Origin of the sequence: Nocardia sp. NPDC020380 (genome assembly GCF_044386975.1) — a bacterium.
Lineage (GTDB): Bacteria > Actinomycetota > Actinomycetes > Mycobacteriales > Mycobacteriaceae > Nocardia.
The window spans coordinates 598,750-618,266 of sequence record NZ_JBIRVQ010000006.1 but is presented as its reverse complement, the minus strand read 5'-3'; the positions used below and the strand labels follow the sequence as shown (position 1 = coordinate 618,266).

At 68.4% G+C, this 19,517-nt stretch carries 21 protein-coding genes and 2 tRNA genes; 9 read left to right on the top strand and 14 right to left on the bottom strand.

The window, feature by feature from the left end:
* Nucleotides 1-3: 3 nt before the first annotated feature.
* Both ACH438_RS19580 and ACH438_RS19575 read left to right on the top strand, forming a co-directional pair.
* Nucleotides 4-723: a DUF305 domain-containing protein gene (locus ACH438_RS19580; RefSeq protein ID WP_397007063.1), complete on the top strand. Its 720-nt coding sequence runs from the start codon at nucleotides 4-6 to the stop codon at nucleotides 721-723.
* Nucleotides 724-857: 134 nt separating this feature from the next.
* Nucleotides 858-930: transfer RNA gene (locus tag ACH438_RS19575), tRNA-Arg, on the top strand.
* Nucleotides 931-1,000: 70 nt separating this feature from the next.
* Here ACH438_RS19575 and ACH438_RS19570 read toward each other — a convergent pair.
* The 3 genes from ACH438_RS19570 to ACH438_RS19560 form a co-directional block, all read right to left on the bottom strand.
* The gene (locus ACH438_RS19570) at nucleotides 1,001-1,756 is read right to left on the bottom strand and encodes an SDR family NAD(P)-dependent oxidoreductase (protein ID WP_397007061.1); all 756 of its coding nucleotides are present in this window, start codon (nucleotides 1,754-1,756) and stop codon (nucleotides 1,001-1,003) included.
* A 65-nt stretch (nucleotides 1,757-1,821) separates the two neighbouring features.
* Nucleotides 1,822-2,235 carry a nuclear transport factor 2 family protein gene (locus ACH438_RS19565; RefSeq protein WP_397007059.1) on the bottom strand — a complete coding sequence of 138 codons (414 nt, stop codon included), beginning with the start codon at nucleotides 2,233-2,235 and terminating at the stop codon, nucleotides 1,822-1,824.
* A 44-nt stretch (nucleotides 2,236-2,279) separates the two neighbouring features.
* Nucleotides 2,280-3,206: a zinc-binding dehydrogenase gene (locus ACH438_RS19560; protein WP_397007057.1), complete on the bottom strand. Its 927-nt coding sequence runs from the start codon at nucleotides 3,204-3,206 to the stop codon at nucleotides 2,280-2,282.
* A gap of 93 nt (nucleotides 3,207-3,299) precedes the next feature.
* On the opposite strand from ACH438_RS19560, the gene ACH438_RS19555 reads away from it, so the two are divergent.
* Nucleotides 3,300-3,695: a winged helix-turn-helix transcriptional regulator gene (locus tag ACH438_RS19555; RefSeq protein WP_397007055.1), complete on the top strand. Its 396-nt coding sequence runs from the start codon at nucleotides 3,300-3,302 to the stop codon at nucleotides 3,693-3,695.
* On the opposite strand, the gene ACH438_RS19550 is transcribed toward ACH438_RS19555, so the two are convergent.
* On the bottom strand, nucleotides 3,681-4,280 hold the full coding sequence (locus tag ACH438_RS19550) for a TetR/AcrR family transcriptional regulator (RefSeq protein ID WP_397007053.1): 600 nt from the start codon (nucleotides 4,278-4,280) through the stop codon (nucleotides 3,681-3,683). The genes ACH438_RS19555 and ACH438_RS19550 overlap by 15 nt on opposite strands.
* Before the next feature lie 92 nt (nucleotides 4,281-4,372).
* Between ACH438_RS19550 and ACH438_RS19545 the strand changes: the two genes are divergently transcribed.
* From ACH438_RS19545 to ACH438_RS19530, 4 genes are all read left to right on the top strand, one after another.
* Nucleotides 4,373-4,807, top strand: coding sequence for a nuclear transport factor 2 family protein (locus tag ACH438_RS19545; protein ID WP_397007051.1), 435 nt, complete (start codon nucleotides 4,373-4,375; stop codon nucleotides 4,805-4,807).
* On the top strand, nucleotides 4,800-5,621 hold the full coding sequence (locus ACH438_RS19540) for an NAD(P)H-binding protein (protein ID WP_397007049.1): 822 nt from the start codon (nucleotides 4,800-4,802) through the stop codon (nucleotides 5,619-5,621). The genes ACH438_RS19545 and ACH438_RS19540 overlap by 8 nt, the downstream gene beginning before the upstream one ends.
* Entirely contained in the window at nucleotides 5,618-6,826 is a 1,209-nt protein-coding gene (locus tag ACH438_RS19535) for a dipeptidyl aminopeptidase (RefSeq protein WP_397007047.1), read from the top strand. Before ACH438_RS19540 ends, ACH438_RS19535 begins: the two co-directional genes overlap by 4 nt.
* Before the next feature lie 81 nt (nucleotides 6,827-6,907).
* Nucleotides 6,908-8,176: an alpha/beta hydrolase family protein gene (locus tag ACH438_RS19530; protein ID WP_397007045.1), complete on the top strand. Its 1,269-nt coding sequence runs from the start codon at nucleotides 6,908-6,910 to the stop codon at nucleotides 8,174-8,176.
* On the opposite strand, the gene ACH438_RS19525 is transcribed toward ACH438_RS19530, so the two are convergent.
* Nucleotides 8,131-9,537 carry a hypothetical protein gene (locus ACH438_RS19525; RefSeq protein WP_397007043.1) on the bottom strand — a complete coding sequence of 469 codons (1,407 nt, stop codon included), beginning with the start codon at nucleotides 9,535-9,537 and terminating at the stop codon, nucleotides 8,131-8,133. The genes ACH438_RS19530 and ACH438_RS19525 overlap by 46 nt on opposite strands.
* 169 nt (nucleotides 9,538-9,706) lie before the next feature.
* Nucleotides 9,707-10,060, bottom strand: coding sequence for a hypothetical protein (locus tag ACH438_RS19520; protein WP_397007041.1), 354 nt, complete (start codon nucleotides 10,058-10,060; stop codon nucleotides 9,707-9,709).
* Between the two features lie 139 nt (nucleotides 10,061-10,199).
* Here ACH438_RS19520 and ACH438_RS19515 point away from each other — a divergent pair, with 139 nt between their 5' ends.
* Nucleotides 10,200-10,643 (top strand): hypothetical protein, encoded by a 444-nt coding sequence (locus ACH438_RS19515; protein WP_397007039.1) that lies wholly within the window; start codon nucleotides 10,200-10,202, stop codon nucleotides 10,641-10,643.
* 7 nt (nucleotides 10,644-10,650) lie between these two features.
* Nucleotides 10,651-12,045 carry a metallophosphoesterase gene (locus ACH438_RS19510; protein ID WP_397007037.1) on the top strand — a complete coding sequence of 465 codons (1,395 nt, stop codon included), beginning with the start codon at nucleotides 10,651-10,653 and terminating at the stop codon, nucleotides 12,043-12,045.
* 55 nt (nucleotides 12,046-12,100) lie between these two features.
* Here ACH438_RS19510 and ACH438_RS19505 read toward each other — a convergent pair.
* The 8 genes from ACH438_RS19505 to ACH438_RS19470 form a co-directional block, all read right to left on the bottom strand.
* A tRNA-Cys gene (locus ACH438_RS19505) sits at nucleotides 12,101-12,171 on the bottom strand.
* A gap of 63 nt (nucleotides 12,172-12,234) precedes the next feature.
* Nucleotides 12,235-13,281 (bottom strand): hypothetical protein, encoded by a 1,047-nt coding sequence (locus ACH438_RS19500; protein ID WP_397007035.1) that lies wholly within the window; start codon nucleotides 13,279-13,281, stop codon nucleotides 12,235-12,237.
* A gap of 76 nt (nucleotides 13,282-13,357) precedes the next feature.
* The gene (locus tag ACH438_RS19495) at nucleotides 13,358-13,900 is read right to left on the bottom strand and encodes a MarR family winged helix-turn-helix transcriptional regulator (RefSeq protein WP_397007033.1); all 543 of its coding nucleotides are present in this window, start codon (nucleotides 13,898-13,900) and stop codon (nucleotides 13,358-13,360) included.
* A 31-nt stretch (nucleotides 13,901-13,931) separates the two neighbouring features.
* Nucleotides 13,932-14,708, bottom strand: a complete 777-nt coding sequence (locus ACH438_RS19490; protein ID WP_397007031.1) for an enoyl-CoA hydratase — start codon at nucleotides 14,706-14,708, stop codon at nucleotides 13,932-13,934.
* Nucleotides 14,705-15,616 carry a 3-hydroxyisobutyrate dehydrogenase gene (gene mmsB, locus ACH438_RS19485; RefSeq protein ID WP_397007029.1) on the bottom strand — a complete coding sequence of 304 codons (912 nt, stop codon included), beginning with the start codon at nucleotides 15,614-15,616 and terminating at the stop codon, nucleotides 14,705-14,707. The genes ACH438_RS19490 and mmsB overlap by 4 nt, the downstream gene beginning before the upstream one ends.
* A complete protein-coding gene (locus ACH438_RS19480; RefSeq protein ID WP_397007027.1) occupies nucleotides 15,613-16,785 on the bottom strand; it encodes an enoyl-CoA hydratase/isomerase family protein in 1,173 nt (390 codons plus the stop codon). Before ACH438_RS19480 ends, mmsB begins: the two co-directional genes overlap by 4 nt.
* A complete protein-coding gene (locus ACH438_RS19475) occupies nucleotides 16,782-17,921 on the bottom strand; it encodes an acyl-CoA dehydrogenase family protein (RefSeq protein WP_397007025.1) in 1,140 nt (379 codons plus the stop codon). The genes ACH438_RS19480 and ACH438_RS19475 overlap by 4 nt, the downstream gene beginning before the upstream one ends.
* Nucleotides 17,922-17,923: 2 nt before the next feature.
* The gene (locus tag ACH438_RS19470) at nucleotides 17,924-19,447 is read right to left on the bottom strand and encodes a CoA-acylating methylmalonate-semialdehyde dehydrogenase (RefSeq protein ID WP_397007023.1); all 1,524 of its coding nucleotides are present in this window, start codon (nucleotides 19,445-19,447) and stop codon (nucleotides 17,924-17,926) included.
* Nucleotides 19,448-19,517 lie beyond the last annotated feature (70 nt).

Sequence of the window (19,517 nt, the reverse complement as noted above, 5' to 3'; positions counted from 1 at the left end):
TTCATGTCCGACGTACCCGATCGCAGTTCCGAGCCGGATCCCACCGCCGAGCCGATCCAGCAGCCGGGCCGCAACCAGCGGTCGGTGCTGCTGATCCTGGCGGTGGTGGGTGTGCTGCTCGTCGGTTTCGCCGGCGGCATGCTGGTCAGCAACTCCACGCACAAGGCGTCGGACACGCCGAACGCGGTGGATGTCGGCTTCTCCCAGGACATGTCGGTGCATCACACCCAGGCGGTGCAGATGTCGAGCATCGAATTGGCGGGCGCGGTGGATCCGGAGGTGAAGCGGCTCGCCTACGACATTCTCACCACGCAGGCGAATCAGGCGGGCCGCATGCAGGGCTGGCTGCAGCAGTGGGGCAAGCCGTTCCTCGGCGCCGACGGCTACATGGGCTGGATGACGGACATGTCCGGTCATGACGGCATGAACATGGGCGGCGGCACGAAGATGGGCCCGGTGCAGTCCATGCCGGGCATGGCCTCCAACCAGGAGATGGCCACCTTGCAGCAGACCACCGGCCCGGCGCTGGACACCATGTTCCTGCAGCTCATGTTGCGTCACCATCAGGGCGGCATGCCGATGATCGTGTACGCGGTCAAGCACGCCGACACCGACGAGATCCGTTCCCTGGCCGAGAGCATGCAGAAAACCCAGCAGAACGAGGCCGACCAGATGACCCAGATGCTGGCCGCCCGCAAGGTCTCCCCCCTCCCCCTCAGCTGATCCACTACCCGGCAACGATGTGCCCGGACCGGGCGCCGATCGAGAAACGCCCGGTCCGCTAATGTTTTTGGCGCATCGCACCCGATGCGATACGCTTTCCCAGCCCGACCGGGAGACCGGACGGGACCATCCCCGCCCTCGTAGCTCAGGGGATAGAGCGTCTGCCTCCGGAGCAGAAGGCCGCAGGTTCGAATCCTGCCGAGGGCACAACGAACGGCCCCGATCGGAATTTCCGATCGGGGCCGTTCCGGTTTTCCGGGTGTGTGCCGAATCCTGTTCAGCGGGCGGTGAATCCGCCGTCGATGGCGAGGGCGGCGCCGGTGATGAAGGAGGATTCGTCGCTCAGCAGGAGGGCGACGAGGGGTGCGATTTCTTCCGGTTTCGCGAGGCGGTTCACCGGGTGCAGGGCGGCGATCTGGGCGAGGACTTCGTCGGAGCCCGCCGAGCTGCGGCCGAGTGGGGTGTCGACGCCGCCGGTGTTGATGGCGTTGATGCGGACGCCCGAATCGGCGACTTCGAGGGCGGCGGCTTTCGTGAGGCCGACCACGCCGTGTTTGGCGGCGATGTAGGCGCTCATGCCGGGGAGGGCGACCGATCCCATATTGGAGGCGTTGTTGACGATGGCTCCGCGGGTGCGGGTGACGGCCGGGATCTGATGCTTGAGGCAGTGGAAGACGCTGGTCAGGTTGGTGGTGAGTTCGGTGGCCCAGTCGGCCGAGCTCAGGGTCCGGACCTCGCCGGGGGCTTCGATGCTGCCGGCGTTGTTGAAGGCGCCGTCGAGTTTCCCGAACCTGTCGAGCGCTTCGCCGACCAATCGTGCGGCGTCGTCTTCCCGTGTCACGTCCGCCGGGACGAAGACGGCTTTGCCGCCGCGGTCACGAATGTCCGCGGCGGCTTTCTCGCCCACTTCCGTACGGCGCGCTCCGATTACGACGGTCGCGCCTTCTGCCGCCAGCCGATCCGCCACTGCCAGGCCGATTCCCGAGCTGCCGCCGGTGACAATGAATACCTTCGATTCGAAACGCGAATTCATGGTTTTCACCTTGCCGGGGTGGCCGGATGGTTGCTGGCGGGTATCGGACGCTGCGTCCGGGACCGTCAGGGGCGGCCGAAGAGCAGACGGCCGGCGTAGGCGGTGTCGAAATACTCACGGCCCGAGGCGATTTTGCCGTCGACGACGTGGAAGACGATGGCGACGTCGTTGTCGTACGGTTCGCCGTCGATGGTGGTGGCGTGGGTGGTCCATTCGGCGAGGGCGCGGTCGCCGTCGGCGAGGACGGTGTGGACCTCCTGGCTGACCGGCTGGGTGAGGTCGAAGCGGGCGACCATCTGGGTGAGGAAGCCGCCGAAGATCTCGTCGCGGCCCTTCCAGGTGCGCGAGGTGGGCAGGTCACCGCCCAGGGTCCAGGTGGCGTCCTCGGTGAAGAACTCGGCGCGGCGGTCGGCGGCCTGGCCGGTGCGCAGGGCTTCGATGTAGTCGAGGATGAGGGTGCGGGTCTGCTCGGTGGTCATGACGTCGATCCTTGTCTGGTGCAGGGGTTTTCGTGGTGCGGGGGTCAGGCGATGGTGAGGGCCGCGTTGCCGCGAATGCGGCGGTTCACCAGATCCGTGAGGACCGTGGCGGTTTCGGCCCAGTCGGCGGTGCGGCCGAGTTCCGGGTGGATGACACCGGTTCCGGCCAGCCGGACCAGTTCGGCGAGGTCTTCGGCGTCGGTCCGGTCCGACACCCAGTGCGGGAAGTGGTGCAGGGTGAAGGGCGTCACGCCGAACAGTGCGAAGAAGTCCAATCGGATCGGCTCGCGGCCTGCTTGGCCGAACCAGATTACGGTGCCGCCGGGGACCAGCCGGCCGAGGGCGGCGGTGAAGGTGTCGCCGCCGACCGATTCCATGATGAGGTCGAATTGCCCGGCGTTCTCGTCGATCTCGGTGATGATGCGGGCGCCGAAGTCGGCGAGGCGCTGCCCGCGTTCCCGGGTGGCGGTGACCGCGGTGACGGTCGCGCCGGCGGCGAGGGCGAGTTCGACCACGAGGTGGCCGACGCCGCCGGTGGCGCCGGTGATGAGCAGCCGCTTGCCGTTCAGGTCCCCGGCCCGCCGGATGAGGCGCAGCGCGGTGAGGCCCGCCAGCGGCAGGGTGGCGGCCGCGGTGGCCGGAAGGCCTTCGGGCAGTTCGGCGATGGCGTCGGTGGTGACGGCGACGCGTTCGGCCCAGCCGCCGCCGGCGGCGTGTGCGATGACGCGGGTGCCCACGGCCGGCCCGGTGCCGTCGGCGGCGGCGTGCAGGACGCGGCCGGTGACGTCCTGTCCGGGGACGTGGCCGGGCTCCGGGTCGGTGCCGTAAACCCCGGTGAGCGCGAAGAAGTCGCCGCGGTTGACCGAGAACGCGTCGACGGCGATGACCGCCTGGCCGGCGGCGGGTGCGGGTTCGGCGACCTCCGCGAAGGTGATGACGCGGTCGTCGGCGGTGGCGGTCAGTGCCTTCATGGTGTTGCTCCTTGTTCGTTCCTGCTTGGTACGAACGTTATGGCGGCCGGTATCTCCTCGGAAGAAGGCAGTATTTGGTGGTATAGGTACCTGGTGGAAACCATCGAGGTAGAAGGCGTTCCGGAGTGGGATGTCTTCAGCATCAACTGCCCGTCCCGCCAGATTTTCGATCGCGTCGGCGAACGCTGGACGGGTCTGGTCCTGCTGGCCCTGGAGCCGGGCACGCAGCGCTTCTCGGAGTTGCGCCGCAAGATCCAGGGCATCACGCAGAAGATGCTCACCCAGACCCTGCGCGCGCTGGAGCGTGACGGCATCGTGGAGCGCACGGTCTTCCCGACCGTCCCGGTCACGGTCGAGTACACGCTGACCCCGCTGGGCCGCAGCCTGGCGTCGGCGGTGGCGGAACTGCGCGCCTGGTCCTATGCGCACATCAGTGAAATCCATTCCGCGCGATCGGAATACGATGAGCGTGAGCTACCGGCGCACTGAGGCCGCCAGTGCCGGGAGCAGTGCGTCGAGCAGCGTGTCGAGGTATCCCGGCTCGAGGGTGCCGCCGCGGACGGAGAGCCGCCAGTAGATCGGCGCCGCGACGAGATCGAGGGCGAGTTCCAGGTCCAGGTCGGCGGGCAGTTCACCGCGTGCGATGGCCCGCTGCAGGACCCGGGCGCCGCGTTCGCGGCGCGGGTCGCCGATCATGGATGTCACGATGTCGCCGAGTTCCGGATTACGGACGGTCTCCGCGACCAGGTCCGGCAGTATGCGCGAAAAGCGCGGGTGCGCAAGCCATTCCAGCACGCCTTCGAGCACCGCGTACAGGTCGCCGCGCAGTGATCCGGTGTCGGCGATGTCCGCGCGTCCGACGCTGAATTCCGCGAGTACCGCGATCACCATGGCCTGTTTGGCCGGCCAGCGCCGGTACAGGGCGCTCTTGCCGACGCCCGCGCGTTTGGCGACGGCCTCCATCGAGAGCCGCGCGTAGCCCTGTTCGGCGAGTTCGTCCAGCACCGCTTCGGTGATGGATCGGGTGAGTTCGGGCTGCAGCACGGCTGCGCCGGTGGCCGGGCGACGTGTCATGAGGAGCAGCCTAGCGTATGGACGGGACGGTACCGTCCCGCCTATCCTGACGTCGGGACGGTACCGTCTCGTCCGATCCTTTGGAGGTCTCGATGAACCCTCGTGAACTGGTACATCACGCACTCGCACTGCTGCTCGCCAAGGACATGACCGGCTTCGCCGGACTCTGGTCCGAGCAGGGCGTCCTGGAATTCCCCTTCGCCGCACCCGGCTATCCGCCCCGGATCGAGGGCCGGGCCGCGATCGAGGAGTACCTGCGCGACTACCCCGCACTCCTGGATATCCGCGCCATCCCCGAGCCCACGGTGCATCAGAGCACCGATCCCGAGGTGGTGATCGCCGAGTTCGAGGCGTCGGGCATCGTGGTCGCCACCGGCCGGGACTACCGCCTGCGCTATATCGCCGTGATCACGGTGCGCGACGGCGAGATTCAGCACTATCGCGACTATTGGAGTCCGCTCGCCGCCGCCGAGGCGATGGGCGGCCTCGATACTCTGACGACCGCGTTCGGCGGCAGTCATGCGTGAGGTGCTCGTCCTCGGCGCGACCGGCACCACCGGCAGCCGGGTAAGCGGCTTCCTGCGCGAGCGTGGTGTCCCTGCCCGGCTGGCCACACGAAAGCCTTTGCGGGAAGGTGATATTCGCTTCGATTGGTCCGATCCTGAATCCCACGGGCCCGCCCTGGACGGCATCTCGGCCGTCTATCTCATCGCCCCGATCGGCGTGGCGGATCCCCTGCCACTGGTGGAACCGCTGCTCCGCCAGGCGATTCGGCGGGGCGTACGACGCGTGGTGCTGCTGAGTTCGAGCGCGATCCCCGAGGGCGCTCCGGGCCTGGGTGAGCTGCACAGCCTGGTCCGCGAAACCGTCCCCGAATGGGCGGTACTGCGCCCGTCGTGGTTCATGCAGAACTTCACCGGCGCCCACGCGGTCGCCCAGGGCGTCCGCGCCGGCGAGTTCGTCACCGCGACCGGCGAGGGCCGGGTGGGTTTCGTCCACGCGGCCGATATCGCCGCCGTGGCGGGTCACGCGTTGATCGACGACCTCCCCCACAACACCGATCACGTCCTCACCGGGCCGGAGGCGCTGAGCTACACCGACGCGGCCGCCACCATCGCCCGGCGGACCGGACGACCCGTCCGGCACCGCACCCTGACCCCGCCCGAGTTCGCCCGGCATCTCACCGCGCACGGCATCCCCGCCGATTTCGCCGCGGTGCTGGCGGACCTGGACGACGGCATCCGCACCGGCGCCGAGGACCGGGTCACCGACACCGTCGAGCGGGTGACCGGTCGCCCGCCCCGCTCTTTCCGCACCTTCGTGACCGAGGAGTTCCGATGAGACGACTGCTGTTCGAGGACGACGCCCAGTTCTGGTTCGAGACCCTGCGCCTGTTCGGTCATGCGAGTTACGGCGGCGCCGATTTCGGCGAGGTCTTGTCCACCGCTTCCCGGATCACCGCCGGTGATTACGACGGCTGGCACGATGCGTGGCTGGCGACGGCCGAGCGGGTGGCCGCCGAAGCGGCTGCGGCCCAGCCGATCAGCGCCCGCGACGGTTTCCTGCGGGCCTCGACCTACTTCCGGGCCGCCGAGTTCTTCCTGCACGGCACTCCCGCGGATCCGCGCATCGACTACGCGTACCGGCGCGGCGTCGAATGCTTCGATGCCGCCGCGGCCCGCATCCCCTGGCTGGAGCCGGTCGAAATCCCTTACGAGACGACGACATTGCGCGGTTACTTCTATCGCGCGCCGGGTCCGGGCCCGCGGCCGACGCTGGTGATGCACAACGGATTCGACGGCAGCGCCGAGGAATTGCACTACTTCGGCGCGCTGGGCGGGCACGAGCGCGGCTACCACGTGCTCACCTTCGATGGTCCGGGGCAGCCGGGCGCGATTCACCGGGACGGCTTGGTGTTCCGGCCGGATTGGGAGCAGGTGGTGGGCCCGGTGCTGGATTTCCTGCTCACCGATCCGGGTGTCGATCCGGCGCGTATCGGTCTGCTCGGGGTGAGTCTGGGTGGCGTGCTGGCGCCGCGAGCGGCCGCTTTCGAGCCGCGGCTGGCGGCGGTCGTCGCCGTGGACGGCGTGTACGACGGGAGTTCGGTGTTCACCGGATTGCTCGGTCTCGAGCGTGCCGAGCTCGAACGGCGGGCGCGCGCCGAGCGTGATGACGAGTTCGACGAGCTGATCGCCGCCGCGCGGGCGAAGAGTCCGGTGCTGCGCTGGGCGTGCGATCACGGCCGCTATGTGATGGGTGCGCCGACCGATCGCCGGTTCCTCGCCGCTTACCTGGACTATCACGTGATGGACGGCATCGCCGAGCGGATCACGTGTCCGGTGCTGGTGTGTGAGGCCGCCGATGATCTCTTCTTCGCCGGTGACACGCCGGAGGAGTCGGAGCCGCGGCGGCTCTATCGGGCGCTGACCGGTCCGAAGCGGTTGTCGAGCTTCACCGCGGAGGAGGGCGCCGACGCGCACTGTCATGCGGGGGCGCAGCGACTTGCGGTGGGGCGCATATTCGATTGGCTGGACGCGACGCTCTGAGCGGCGGGGCCGGTGGTCGTTCTCGGACTGCTCGTCTCGCCTTCCCGCGAGAAAGGGCAACGGACCGGTATGTTTTGGGGTATGTACCGACGCACCGGCCACCTCGCTGTCATCCTGACGGCCGCCCTCGCGGGCGTGGCCGGACCGGCGAGCGCCGCACCGGTTTCCGGGGACGCGCTCGCCGGTGCGACCGGACCCGCCCCCGCGGCATCGGTTTCCGACGAGCAGGGCCTCGCCTTCTATACGCCCGAGGCGGATCGGGTCCCCGGCCCGCACGGCACGGTGATCCAGCTGCGGCCCATCACCGGCGATCCCGGGCTGCCGGGTGCGCGAAACTACCTGGTGCTCTATCGATCCGTCGATATGCGGGGCGAGACGGTGGCCGTCTCGGGCACCCTGGCCGTGCCGGAAGGTACGCCGCCGCCGGGTGGCTGGCCGCTCATCTCGTGGGCGCACGGCACCACCGGCGTGGCGGACGTCTGCGCGCCCTCCCGCGACACCTCACCGGAATTCCCGGCGCACGACTACACCTCGCTGGTGCGTACGACGCAGGCGCAGTGGATCGCGGCGGGCTACGCGATCGCGCAGACCGACTATCAGGGACTCGGCACGCCCGGCCCGCACGGATATCTCATCGGGACCGCGGAACAGCGGGCCGTGACCGATATGGCAAGGGCCGCACGGGAGGTCGAGCCGGAGATCGGCACGCGCTGGGTGGCCATGGGGCATTCGCAGGGCGGGCAGGCGGCGGTCTTCACCGATGCGCGGGCCCAGGCGTGGGCGCCGGACATGCAGCTGCTCGGCGCGGTCGCCATGGCGCCGGCCTCGCATATCGGGACGGGTGTGCAGGCGTCGCAGGCGGCCACCACGGCCGGGGCGGCGGCCGTGCTGGCTCCGGTCACCGGCGGTTCGACGTCGTTCCTGCCCTTGCTCATTCGCGGTGCGCAGACCGTGTCGGACCTGGACCCGGCCCGATTCCTCACCCCGCGTAGCGATTCCATGCTGCCGCTGGCGGATGCGACCTGTATCGGCCAGTTGCGGGGCAAGGATTCGTGGGGCGGCATCTCGGCGGCGGAAGTCTTCACCCCCGGCGGTGACGACAGCGCGCTGTCCCGTGTCCTGAACGAGAACGACCCCAGCACACTGACTTTCGCGCAGCCCCTCCTGGTTTTGCAGGGCACGGCGGACACCACGGTCCCGGCGGTCGCCACCACCGCCATGGTGGCGCAGCAGAAACTGGCGGGACAGCCGGTGCAGTACCGCACCTATCCGGGCGCGGATCACCGCGGCCTGCTGGCGGCCTCCTACCCGGACGCGGTCGCCTGGGTGAACGCCCGATTCGGCCGCTGAACCTCGCGAATCGGTTTCGACTTTCGCGCGACGATCCGGCGGCGCACGGCCGGTGAGGTCCGCAGCCGATAGAGGATGAACATCCCGATGCCGCAGCCCAGCGTGACCGCCAGCGCCACCCAGCCGGGCACCGCGGACGCCGCGCCCTCCGGATCGCGGTACCACTGCGGCGAATACGCGATCCGCCCGAAGCTGCTGCCGCGCAAGGCGACCACCAGGGACGGCACGATCAGGACGGCGATGGCCACCACCGCGCTGCCCGCACTGCGGGGTACGGCCGCGCCGAAGCAGTAGCCGACCAGCAGCCCGGTCGCGGTGATGCCGAGCACCGGCACGAGCGCGGTCCCGTGCGCGGTACCCGCGGTGCAGGCCGCGAACACCGACAAACCCGCGGTCCCCCACAACCCTGCCCAGGGCAGCGGCCACCGGCGACCGGCGAAGAGTCCGGCCACGACCGCGATCATCGGCAGCGGCGCGGACCATTCGGGCCGTGGCACGGCGATGATCGCGCTGCCGGCGTTGGCGATCGCGACCGACAGCAGCACCAGCATCCCGTCCCGGCCCGGTAGCAGCAGCGCCGCCACCAGCGCGGCGATCACCGTGATCACGGCGGCGATGGTGACCTGTGTGGACGTCCCGGTATGTCGCACAACCCATTCGGTGGACAGTTCGGTGGCGGCGACCAGCAGCAGTGCGGCGACGATCGGCCCGATGGGCAGATCACTGTTCGGATGATGGTGCGGCGCCGGCCGTTGCAGCAGCAGTCCGGCGGCCAGCAGCGCGACGGCGAGGAAGAACATCCACAGCGGCGGTATCGCGGTGGCGGCCCAGGAGATCAGCGGATCGTGCCGGTTCTCGCTGGGTAGCGACGTCTGGTCGCCGAGCAGAATCGCGCCGAGCGCGCCGATGAGATAGGCGGAAGTGGCGGCGCGCCTGCCGAAGACGGCGACCGCGAGCGCACCCAGCAGGATGCCGCTGAAGATCGAGTCGACGTAATTGACGGTGGTGAGGTTCCCGTTGTCGACGGCCTGCCCGGTGAACAGGCGATCGAGCAGCAGCACGAGCGAACTGCCGGCCGCCGCCACCCAGGCGGTACGCCGGCCGAGTGCGATGGCCAGCGCGGCCGAGACCACGGCGAAGACCGCGCCCGCCGCGGCGGCGCGCGGCATATTGAGTACCAGCAGATCGAGCTGGAAGCTGGGCCCGGTGGTGGCGCCGACGTCGAGGGGCGCCATCAGCAGCAGTCCGGCGATGACCGCGCCCACGAAGGCGCCGATGGCCTCCACCGCCCCGGCGTACCGGCGGATGTCCCGGGCCGGGTGCGCGTTGACGGGTTGTGCCGACGCGAACTTCGCGCCCATGTCGTCACCCTCCCTCGGTGACCCGACGCCTATCGCGATCGAGCAATACGAGCCAGCTATCTCTCGCCGAGGTTAACAGTCACTCCCTGAGCGAGCCCTGAGAAGTGGCTTCGGTCACAGCCCCGCGCAGACCGGTGATGTGACCGATCACCGCAGGTCAAGGGGGCTGTCAGGCGCAGCGGAAGCGGAACAGCGCGGTAGGGGTGAGGCCCGGGAGGGAGGTGACCTGTTGTGCGGCATCGCCGTCCAGTGAACAGCCGATCGGGGCGGAGACCTGCACCTTGTAGCAACCGATGGCGCCGTTGTAGGTGGCGGAGCCGTCGTTGCCGGTGGTCAGGGTGGCCACGCTGGCGCCGCCCGCGCAGGGTGCGACGTCGGCGGTCACGCCGGCCATGGGGAACTGTTCGGGCCCGAAGACGGCCTGGACCTTCACGACCGGATCGGCGGGCGGCTGCGCGGCGGCGAACGGCGCCGCGGCGACCGCGGCGGCGAGGACGGACGTGGTGAACAGCAAGCGGCGCACCGGGTCTCCTTCGATCGGGTGGAGGCGAATCGACCTCCGCGCCAATATAGGTGGTGTTCGGTCCCGGGCCGCGTTTTCGAAATCCTCGTGCCGTAGTCTGCGGTCATTCCTCGTGGCCCCGAATCGATGAAGGATCTCGATGACCCTCGTACGGCGTACTCCCCTGACCATCGGACTCGGCGCCCTCGCGGTGGTGCTAGTCGGAGGGGGTATCGCCGCCGCGGTGACCTTGGGCGGCAATGATTCCGCGCCCAGCGAGAATCAGCGCATCGAGTCGGCGGTCCGCGATTTCTACGGCACGCTCTCCACGCAGGGCGCCTCGGTGGCGGTGAACCAGACCTGCGCCGGTGACCGCGCCCAGTACGCCGCCCTGCCGGACGCGCAGAAGAAGGCCATGGACGACGGCAAGGTCGTGATGAAGGTCGATTCGGTGCAGGGCTTCGTGATCAACGGCGATCGCGCCACTGCCACCACGGCGGGCGTCCTCAGCATGCCGGGCGCCCAGGACGACAAGCGCAGCACCACCGAACATCTCCGTAAGGAAGACGGCACATGGAAGGTCTGCTCCTCCGACGCCCGGTGATCCGGCCATGAGCTGCTGCGGGCCGAGCCGCCGGCAGCTGCTCGGCCTGGTGGCCGCGGCCGCGGCGCTGCCGCTGCTCGGGTCGAATCCGGCCCGCGCACAGGCGGGTTCGCCGATCGTCACGGATCTCGAAGTGGTCACCATTACCGAGCGGTCGGTGGTGCTGACCTGGACGACGCTGGGACCGGATGCGAATCCGGTGGAGGCCGACAGCGAGGTGTGGCTGGGTCCGGCGGACGGCGGCGCCCTGCGCCAGGTCTACGGTGATTCGGAGCCGACCGCCTACCACTATGCCGAGGTAGACGGCCTGGAACCCGGCCGCACCTACCGTTTCGAAGCGCGTTCCGCAGGTGTGCCCGCCGCGCCTTCTCCGGCCGCCCTGACGCTGCTGGCGAATACGCCGGAGTCGCAGGGCATGTTCACCACGCTGACGCCGCCGCCCGGCCGCCTGCTGCGAACCCTGGCGCTGTCCAACGACATTCACTACGGCGAGGAAGTGAGCGGCATCATCTCGGGCGAGCTCCCGCCGGGTGTGCGCCAATTGCCGGGTCTCCCACCGTATCCCGAGGTCATGCTGACGGCGTTGCTCGACGATCTGCGCCGTCCCGATCGCGGCGTGGATCATCTGATCGCCGCCGGCGACCTCACCGCCGAGGCCACCCCGGATCAGGTGCGCGGCGTGCACGATCATCTGCTGGCCTGGGGTGCGCAGGGCCGGGATTGGTTCGCCTGCCGCGGTAATCACGATCGTCCGCACCTGGGTGCGGACTATGCCTCGTGTTCGCCGTATCTGGATCATTTCGACTGCTGGGGCGATTCGTTCGGCACCAGACAGCAATTGGGCGAATACGAGGTGGGCGAACTGCGCCTGCTGGGCCTGGACACCACCGAGCTCGACAACTCCGGCGGCACCATGGATCGCGAGCAGCTCGACCGGCTGCGGACGGTCCTGCGCGCCGATCCGGACCGCCCCACCCTGGTTTTCGGCCATCATCCCGTCACCACTCAGTCGGGCCTGTCGAATGTCGCGGGCCCGGGTTTCATTCTCGATGCCGCGAATTCCGCCGAGCTGCAATCCCTTTACGCGTCGGCGCCGGGTGTGTTCCTGCATCACAGCGGGCACACCCACCGCAATCTCCGTACCCGGCCGGACCAGCCGATCCCGGTGGAATTCCTGGAAGTGGCCGCCTGCAAGGAGTATCCGGGCGGTTATGCCCGGGTCCGGTTGTACGAGGGCGGGTACACGCTCAATTTCTTCAAGACCCGCACCCCCGAGGCGCGGCAGTGGAGTACTCGCACGCGATCCGAATATTGGGGCCGCTGGCCGGATTACACGCTGGGCAGCGCCGCCGACCGCAATCACACTGTCCTGCGCGATTTCTCGGGCCTGACCGACGCCTGAAGCATTGAAACGATAGGGCCCCCGATGAATTCATCGGGGGCCCTATCCTTCTCAGAGCGAGCGGCGGGATTCGAACCCACGTAAACGGCTTTGCAGACCGGTACCTAGCCACTCGGTCACGCCCGCATCATGATCAATAGTGCGGTACCCGGCGTGGTCCGGCGAGGGTTGGGATCAGCGTGATTTCTATCAGCCGTGTTTGGGCGGTCCGACGACCTCGACGCTGGGTTTGCTGTCGCCGTGCCCGCCGGTGTCGCGGTCCATGGCGAGGGCGCCGACGATGGTGCCGCCCAGAGTGGCGGTGACGGCCACGGCGGCGACCAGCTTCTTGCGGGAAACCGGTCCGTCGTTCGATTCGGTGGGCGTGACCACCGGTCCGGTCCGGACACTTCGGACACGGCGGGCGGAGGGTCGTTCGGCGGCCAGCAGCACCGCGCCGCGGGTGGAGACGAATTCGGGCTCCGGGTCGTAGATCATGGGTAGCTCGAGCTGCTGTTCCAGTTCGTCCCGGATGCTCTTGTTGCGGGTGCAGCCGCCCAGTAACGCCATTCCGTCGGGGTGGATACCCGTCTCCTCGACCATGTGCCGCACGAACGAGGCCGAATGGTGGATACCGGCCTCGACCAGGTCCGCGAAGTCGCTGCGGGTGATGACGGCCCGCTGCCCGGAGATGGGGTCGCAGACGGTCAGCACGCGTTCGGAGGCCAGCGCCTCCTTGCTGCGGCGGGTGGTGTTGAGGTCCACGGTGACGCCGCCGCGGGTGAGCAGCCAGCGCAGCAGCGCGTCGTGCCCGTCACCGCCGAGCACGGTACTGCGCTTGCTGGCCAGCACGGCATCGGTGCGGCAGTCGATCTGGGTGAGGGTCAGACCGGAGGCGCCCAGGTCGTAGAGCAGCACGGAACCCTCGGTCGGCAGCCGGCCGGTGAATCGGAGATAGCGGAGTTGGGCGACCGGTTCGTCGATCACGGTGAGGCGATTGCGCCCGGCGGTGGTGCGGACGGCCTCGGCGTGCGAGGAACTGCGGGTGGTGACGGCGATGCCGGTAATGAATTCGTCCCGCTTGGCGGCCGATTTCCGCATGAGCCGAATGGCTTCGAAGACCGCTTCCTCCATGCTGCCGCTGCGGCGGCGTAAGACCTTGCAGCGGTCGATGGGAGGGAGATGTGGCTGGTCGGAGTGGGTGAGCATGGCGCGCGCACCTGCCGCGCCCGCCGACACCCCGAGGACCAGCACCATGGCCTCAATGGTGAACCTTTTGCCGTCCGATTCCAAGACTATGACGCAGGAAATTGGCTGCGTGGATGCTGGACGGTTACTGTTCCGACCAGCGAGCAGCCCGGTTACCGGTATCGAAGTCGCCTGCGGACTGCCGGAACTCCGACAGCAATTCCAGCAACAATTGCAAACGTTCCGGCGGCAGGCCGGTGTTCGCGAATACTTGCCGATTCAGCTGACTGGTGGCCTTGGCCACCAATTCTCTACCGGCATCCGTGATTTCGATGAGCGTTGCCCGCCGGTCACTCGGATGTGGCACCCGCTTCACCAACTTCGCAGCCTCGAGGCGGTCCACGGTGTTGGTGACGCTGGTCGGATGTACTTGCAATCGGGCGCTGGCGACAGCCATGGGCAGCGCACCCGTTTTGCTGAAACTCAGCAACATCAGTAGCTCGTAGCGGGAGAACGTCAATCCCGACGGCTTGAGCGCCTCGTCGACCCGGGCCATGACGATCTGCTGGGCGCGCACGAGCGAGGTCACGGCGGCCATGCCGTCCGCGACCTCGCCCCAGCCGTGCTCGGTCCACTGGCGATGCGCCTCCTCGATGGGATCGAGCGGCAGAGGGCGGGGCCGAGACATGACTCCGATCATCGCATGTGGAAGGTTCGAATCACTTGTTCGTGAAGTCAGCGGGCCGCTTCTCGACGAAGGCGGTCATGCCTTCCTTCTGGTCTTCGGTGGCGAAGAGCGAGTGGAAGACGCGGCGTTCGAAACGCAGGCCCTCGGTGAGAGTGGTTTCGAAAGACCGGTTGACGGCTTCCTTGGCGATCATCACCGACGGCAGGGACATCGAGGCGATGGTCGCGGCCACCTCGAGAGCCGTGGAGACCAGGTCGGCGGCCGGAACGATGCGGGATACCAGACCCGCGCGCTCGGCCTCCTCGGCGTCCATATTGCGGCCGGTCAGCACCAGATCCATGGCCTTGGCCTTGCCGACCGCCCGGGTCAGGCGCTGCGACCCGCCCATGCCGGGGATGACACCCAGCTTGATCTCGGGCTGCCCGAACTTGGCGGTATCGGCGGCGAGCAGGATGTCGCACATCATGGCGAGTTCGCAGCCGCCGCCGAGGGCGTAGCCCGCGACCGCCGCGATGAGCGGCTTGCGGAAGGCGGCGAGGCGGTCCCAACCGGCGAAGTGGTCGGTCAGGAACATGTCCATGTACGACTTGGACTGCATCTCCTTGATATCCGCGCCGGCCGCGAAGGCCCGGTCGGATCCGGTGAGCACGACCGCGCCGATCTCGTCATCGTGTTCGAGCTCGTCGAGCGCCGCGGTGATATCGGTCAGCACCTGCGAGTTGAGCGCATTGAGGGCCTTCGGCCGGTTCAGCGTGATGAGAGCGACGCGGCCCTTGCGCTCCAGCAGAATGGTCTCGAAGTCGGTCACGCCGATTCCCCTTCACTTCGCTTGCGGATATCGGTGACGATAGCCGAGAAGTCCTTGCCCGCTTCGTCCTGGTTGAAGCGGTTGTAGATCTCCGCGGCGAGCAGACCGATCTGTCCGTCAACGCCGTTGGTGCGCAGCGCATTAGCGGCCAGGCCGAGGTCCTTGTTCATGAGCGCGGTGGCGAAGCCCGGCTGGTAATCGTTGTTGGCCGGGCTGGTCGGCACCGGACCCGGGACGGGACAGTACGAGGTCAGCGCCCACGACTGTCCCGATGCGGTGGAGACCACGTCGTAGAACTTGTCATGCGTCAGCCCCAGCTTCTCGCCGAGCACGAGCGCCTCGGAGAGCCCGATCATGGAGATGCCGAGCAGCATGTTGTTGCAGATCTTGGCGGCCTGGCCGACGCCCGCGCCGCCGCAGTGCACGACCTTGCCGCCCATGATCTCGAGCAGCGGCAGCGCGTCCGCGAAGTCCGCCTCGGGGCCGCCGACCATGAAGGTCAGAGTGCCCGCCACCGCGCCGCCGACGCCGCCGGAGACCGGTGCGTCGACAGCCCGATGTCCCTGGGCGACAGCGAGTTCCGCGGCCGCCACGGCGTCGGCGACGTCGATGGTGGAGGAGTCGATGAACAGGGTGCCCGGCTTGGCCGACGGCAGTACCTCGCGGTAGACGTCGAGCACGATGCGCCCGTTGGGCAGCATGGTGAGGACGATGTCCGCTGCCGCAACGGCTTCCGCGGCGGTGGCGACGACGGTCGCGCCATCCCGGCGGGCCTGGTCCTGGGCGGCGGGTACGGGGTCGAAGGCGAGGACCTCGTAGCCGGCCTTGATCAGGTTGGCCGCCATGGGCCCGCCCATGTGGCCGAGGCCGAGGAATCCGACCGTCTTGCTGGTGTTCTCGGTGCTCACTGTGCGTCCTTAGGTGCGACCAGTCCCAATTCGCGGTCGCCGAGTTCCTGGAAGTAGGCGTCCACGTCCGCGCCGGTGACATCGGCGAGGGTGGCGGGCGACCACCGGGGGTTGCGGTCCTTGTCGACGACCTGGGCGCGAATGCCCTCCACCAGGTCGTGGGTGCCGAGCGAGGCGACGGACACCCGGTATTCCTCGTTCAGCGCTTCCTCGAGGTTCGCCGCGGTGCGGGCGTTGCGCAGCGAGCGCAGCGTGACCTTGAGTGCCGCAGGCGATTTCGACAGTACGTCGGCGGCGGCCTTGGCGGCTTCGGCGCGGCCGTCGTTCTGCAGCCGGTTCACGATCTCCTCGACGGTGTCCGCGCTGTAGCAGGAGTCGATCCAGTCGCGGTGTGCCACGAAGTCCGAAACCGGTGCGGGCTGTGCGAATTTGGCGATGGCGACGTCCACCTCGGCGGTCTGCAGGGCTTCCAGCAGCGCCGGGATCTGGTCGGACGGCACGAAGTGGTCGGCGAATCCGGCCGCGATGGCGTCGCCGGCGTTCATGCGCGCGGTGGTGAGCGCGACATGGGCGCCGATCTCGCCGGGCGCGTGCGCGAGCAGGTAGGTGCCGCCCACATCCGGGATGAAGCCGATACCGGTCTCGGGCATGCCGACCATGGACCGTTCGGTGACGATGCGGTGCGAGGCGTGACCGGACAGGCCGACGCCGCCGCCCATGACGATGCCGTCCATCACGGCCACATACGGTTTCGGGTAGCGGCCGATGAGCGCGTTCAGGATGTACTCGTCGCGCCAGAACTTGCCACTGAGCGAATCCGCCCGCGCCGCAGCCGAACTCACTCCCCCGTTTTCTCCATCTCCGCCCCCCGCTGCCCCGGCAGCGGGGGGCGGGCTGTTGAGATCCTTTTGAGCGTGCTTGGCGTCATTGTGGATGGCGACGATATCGCCGCCCGCGCACAATCCACGCGCCCCTGCCCCGGTGAGCACGACCGCACGCACCTCGTCGTCGTCCGCCCATGCGCGCAACGCGTCGAGGATGGCCAGCGCCATCGGGTGATTGAGGGCGTTGATGGCCTTGGGCCGGTTGAGCGTGATCAGGCCGAGCCCGTCACGCTTTTCGATCAGGACCTCAGGCTCGACCACGCCGGATTTCTCGCTCGTACTCATGCCGCTCCTACTACAGCGCGCGCCACTACGACCCGCATGATCTCGTTCGTCCCTTCGAGAATCTGATGCACCCGCAGGTCGCGGACGATCTTCTCGATTCCGTATTCGGCCAGGTACCCGTAGCCACCGTGCAGTTGCAGGGCCTTGTTGGCCACCTCGAATCCAGCGTCGGTGGTGAACCGTTTGGCCATGGCGCAGAGTTCCACCTTGTCGGGTGCGCCGGCGTCGAGGGCGCCGGCTGCGCGCCAGAGCAGGGTGCGGGCGGCCTCCAGGGAGGTGCGCATATCGGCGAGTTCGAACTGCAGGGCGGTGTTGTCCAGCAGCCGGGAGCCGAAGGCCTTGCGCTCGGCGAGGTAGGCGACGGTCCGGTCGAGCGCGGACTGTGCCCCGCCGAGCGAGCAGGCGGCGATGTTGAGCCGTCCGCCGTTGAGCCCGTTCATGGCGATGCGGAAGCCGTTGCCCTCGGCGCCGAGCAGGTTGGCGGCGGGTACCCGGGCCTGCTCGAGGATGACCTGCCGGGTGGGCTGCGCGTTCCAGCCCATCTTGCGCTCGTTGGCGCCGAAGGACAGTCCCGGCGTATCGGCCGGGACGATGAACGCCGAGATCCCGCGCGCGCCTTCGGTTCCGGTGCGCGCCATGATCACGTAGACATCGCTGCTGCCCGCGCCGGAGATGAATTGCTTGACGCCGGTGAGCAGGTAGTCGTCACCGTCGCGGACGGCCTTGGTGCTCAGGGCCGCCGCGTCGGAGCCGACGCTCGGTTCGGTGAGCGCGTAGCTGGCCAGCAGGTCCATCGAGGTGAGCCCGGGCAGCCACTGATTGCGTTGTGCCGCATCGCCGTACGTGTCGATCATCCACGTGGCCATATTGTGGATGGAGATGTAGGCGGCGATGGCGGGGCAGCCGGTGGAGAGCTGTTCGAAGATGCGCACGGCATCCAGTCGCCGCAGGGCCGAGCCGCCCACGTCCTCCTGCACGTAGATGCCGCCGAGGCCGAGCGAGCCGGCCTTGCGCAGCACGTCGACCGGGAAGTGCTTGCGCTCATCCCATTCCAGGGCGTTGGGCGCGAGCAGCTCGTCGGCGAAGGAGCGGGCGGTCTCGACGATCGCCTTTTCGTCCTCGTCCAGTACGAACATGATCAGTCCATGGTCGGGATGACGAAGGCGTTCGCGGCGGCGGAGCCGCCCGGAATCTCAGCCTTGAGGCCGGAGGGCCAGCGCTGCGTCACCGTCTTGGTCTTGGTGTAGAAGCGGATGGAGTCGGGGCCGTGCTGGTTGAGGTCGCCGAAGCCGGAACGCTTCCAGCCGCCGAAGGTGTGGTAGGCGATCGGTACCGGGATCGGGACATTGATGCCGACCATGCCGACCTGTACGCGGGAGGCGAAGTCGCGGGCGGTGTCTCCGTCGCGGGTGAAGATGGCGACACCGTTGCCGTATTCGTGCTCGTTGGGCAGGGTGAGCGCTTCCTCGTAGTCCTTGGCGCGCACCAGCGCCAGCACGGGACCGAAGATCTCTTCCTGGTAGATCCGCATCTCGGGGGTGACGCGGTCGAAAAGCGAAGCACCGGCGAAGAATCCGTCCTCGCCGCCCTCGACGACCAGTCCGCGCCCGTCGATGACGAGTTCCGCGCCCTCGTCCACACCGATCTGCACGTAGTTGTTCACGCGGTCCACGCCGTCGCGGCCGACCAGCGGGCCGAAGTCGGCGCCCGGGTCGTCGGAGAGGCCGACATTCAGCTTCTCGATGCGTTCGATGAGCTTGGCGCGCAGGCGATCCGCGGTCTCCTCGCCGACCGGGACCGCGACCGAGATGGCCATGCAGCGCTCGCCCGCCGAGCCGTAGCCGGCGCCGATGAGCTGGTCGGCGACATCGTCGAGGTCGGCGTCGGGCATGACGACGGCGTGGTTCTTGGCGCCGCCGAAGCACTGGGCGCGTTTGCCGTTGGCGGTGGCGGTCTCGTAGATGTACTGGGCGATCGGGGTGGAGCCGACGAAGCCGACGGCCTTGACGCGCTCGTCGTGCAGCAGGGCGTCCACGGCTTCCTTGTCGCCGTTGACGACATTGAAGACGCCCGCGGGCAGTCCGGCCTCGAGGAAGAGTTCGGCCAGCCGCAGCGGGACCGAGGGGTCGCGCTCGGAGGGCTTGAGCACGAAGGCATTACCGCAGGCGAGTGCCGGTCCGGCCTTCCACAGCGGGATCATGGCCGGGAAGTTGAACGGGGTGATGCCGGCAACCACGCCGAGCGGCTGCCGCATGGAGTACACGTCGATGCCGGTGCCGGCGCCCTCGGTGTATTCGCCCTTGAGCAGATGCGGGATGCCGGTGGCGAATTCGACGACTTCGAGGCCGCGCTGGATGTCGCCCTTGGCGTCGGCGAGGGTCTTGCCGTGTTCGCTGGACAGTAGCGCCGCCAGCGAATCCATCTCGTCCTGCACCAATGTCAGGAACTTCATGAGCACGCGGGCCCGCTTCTGCGGGTTGAACGCGGCCCAGACCCGCTGCGCCTCGGCCGCATTCGCGATGACCGCCCGCACCTCGGCCGTGGCTGCCAGTGGCACCCTGGCCTGCACCTGTCCGGTGCTGGGGTGGTAGACGTCGCCGAACTTGCCGGACGTTCCCGCTACCTGCTGCCCGCCGACGAAATGCGTGAGTTCGCGAACCATGCCAGTCCTGTCTCGATGCTTGCGCGCCGATTGCGCGGTATGTGGCGATCCTATAGTTGGACATCCAAGT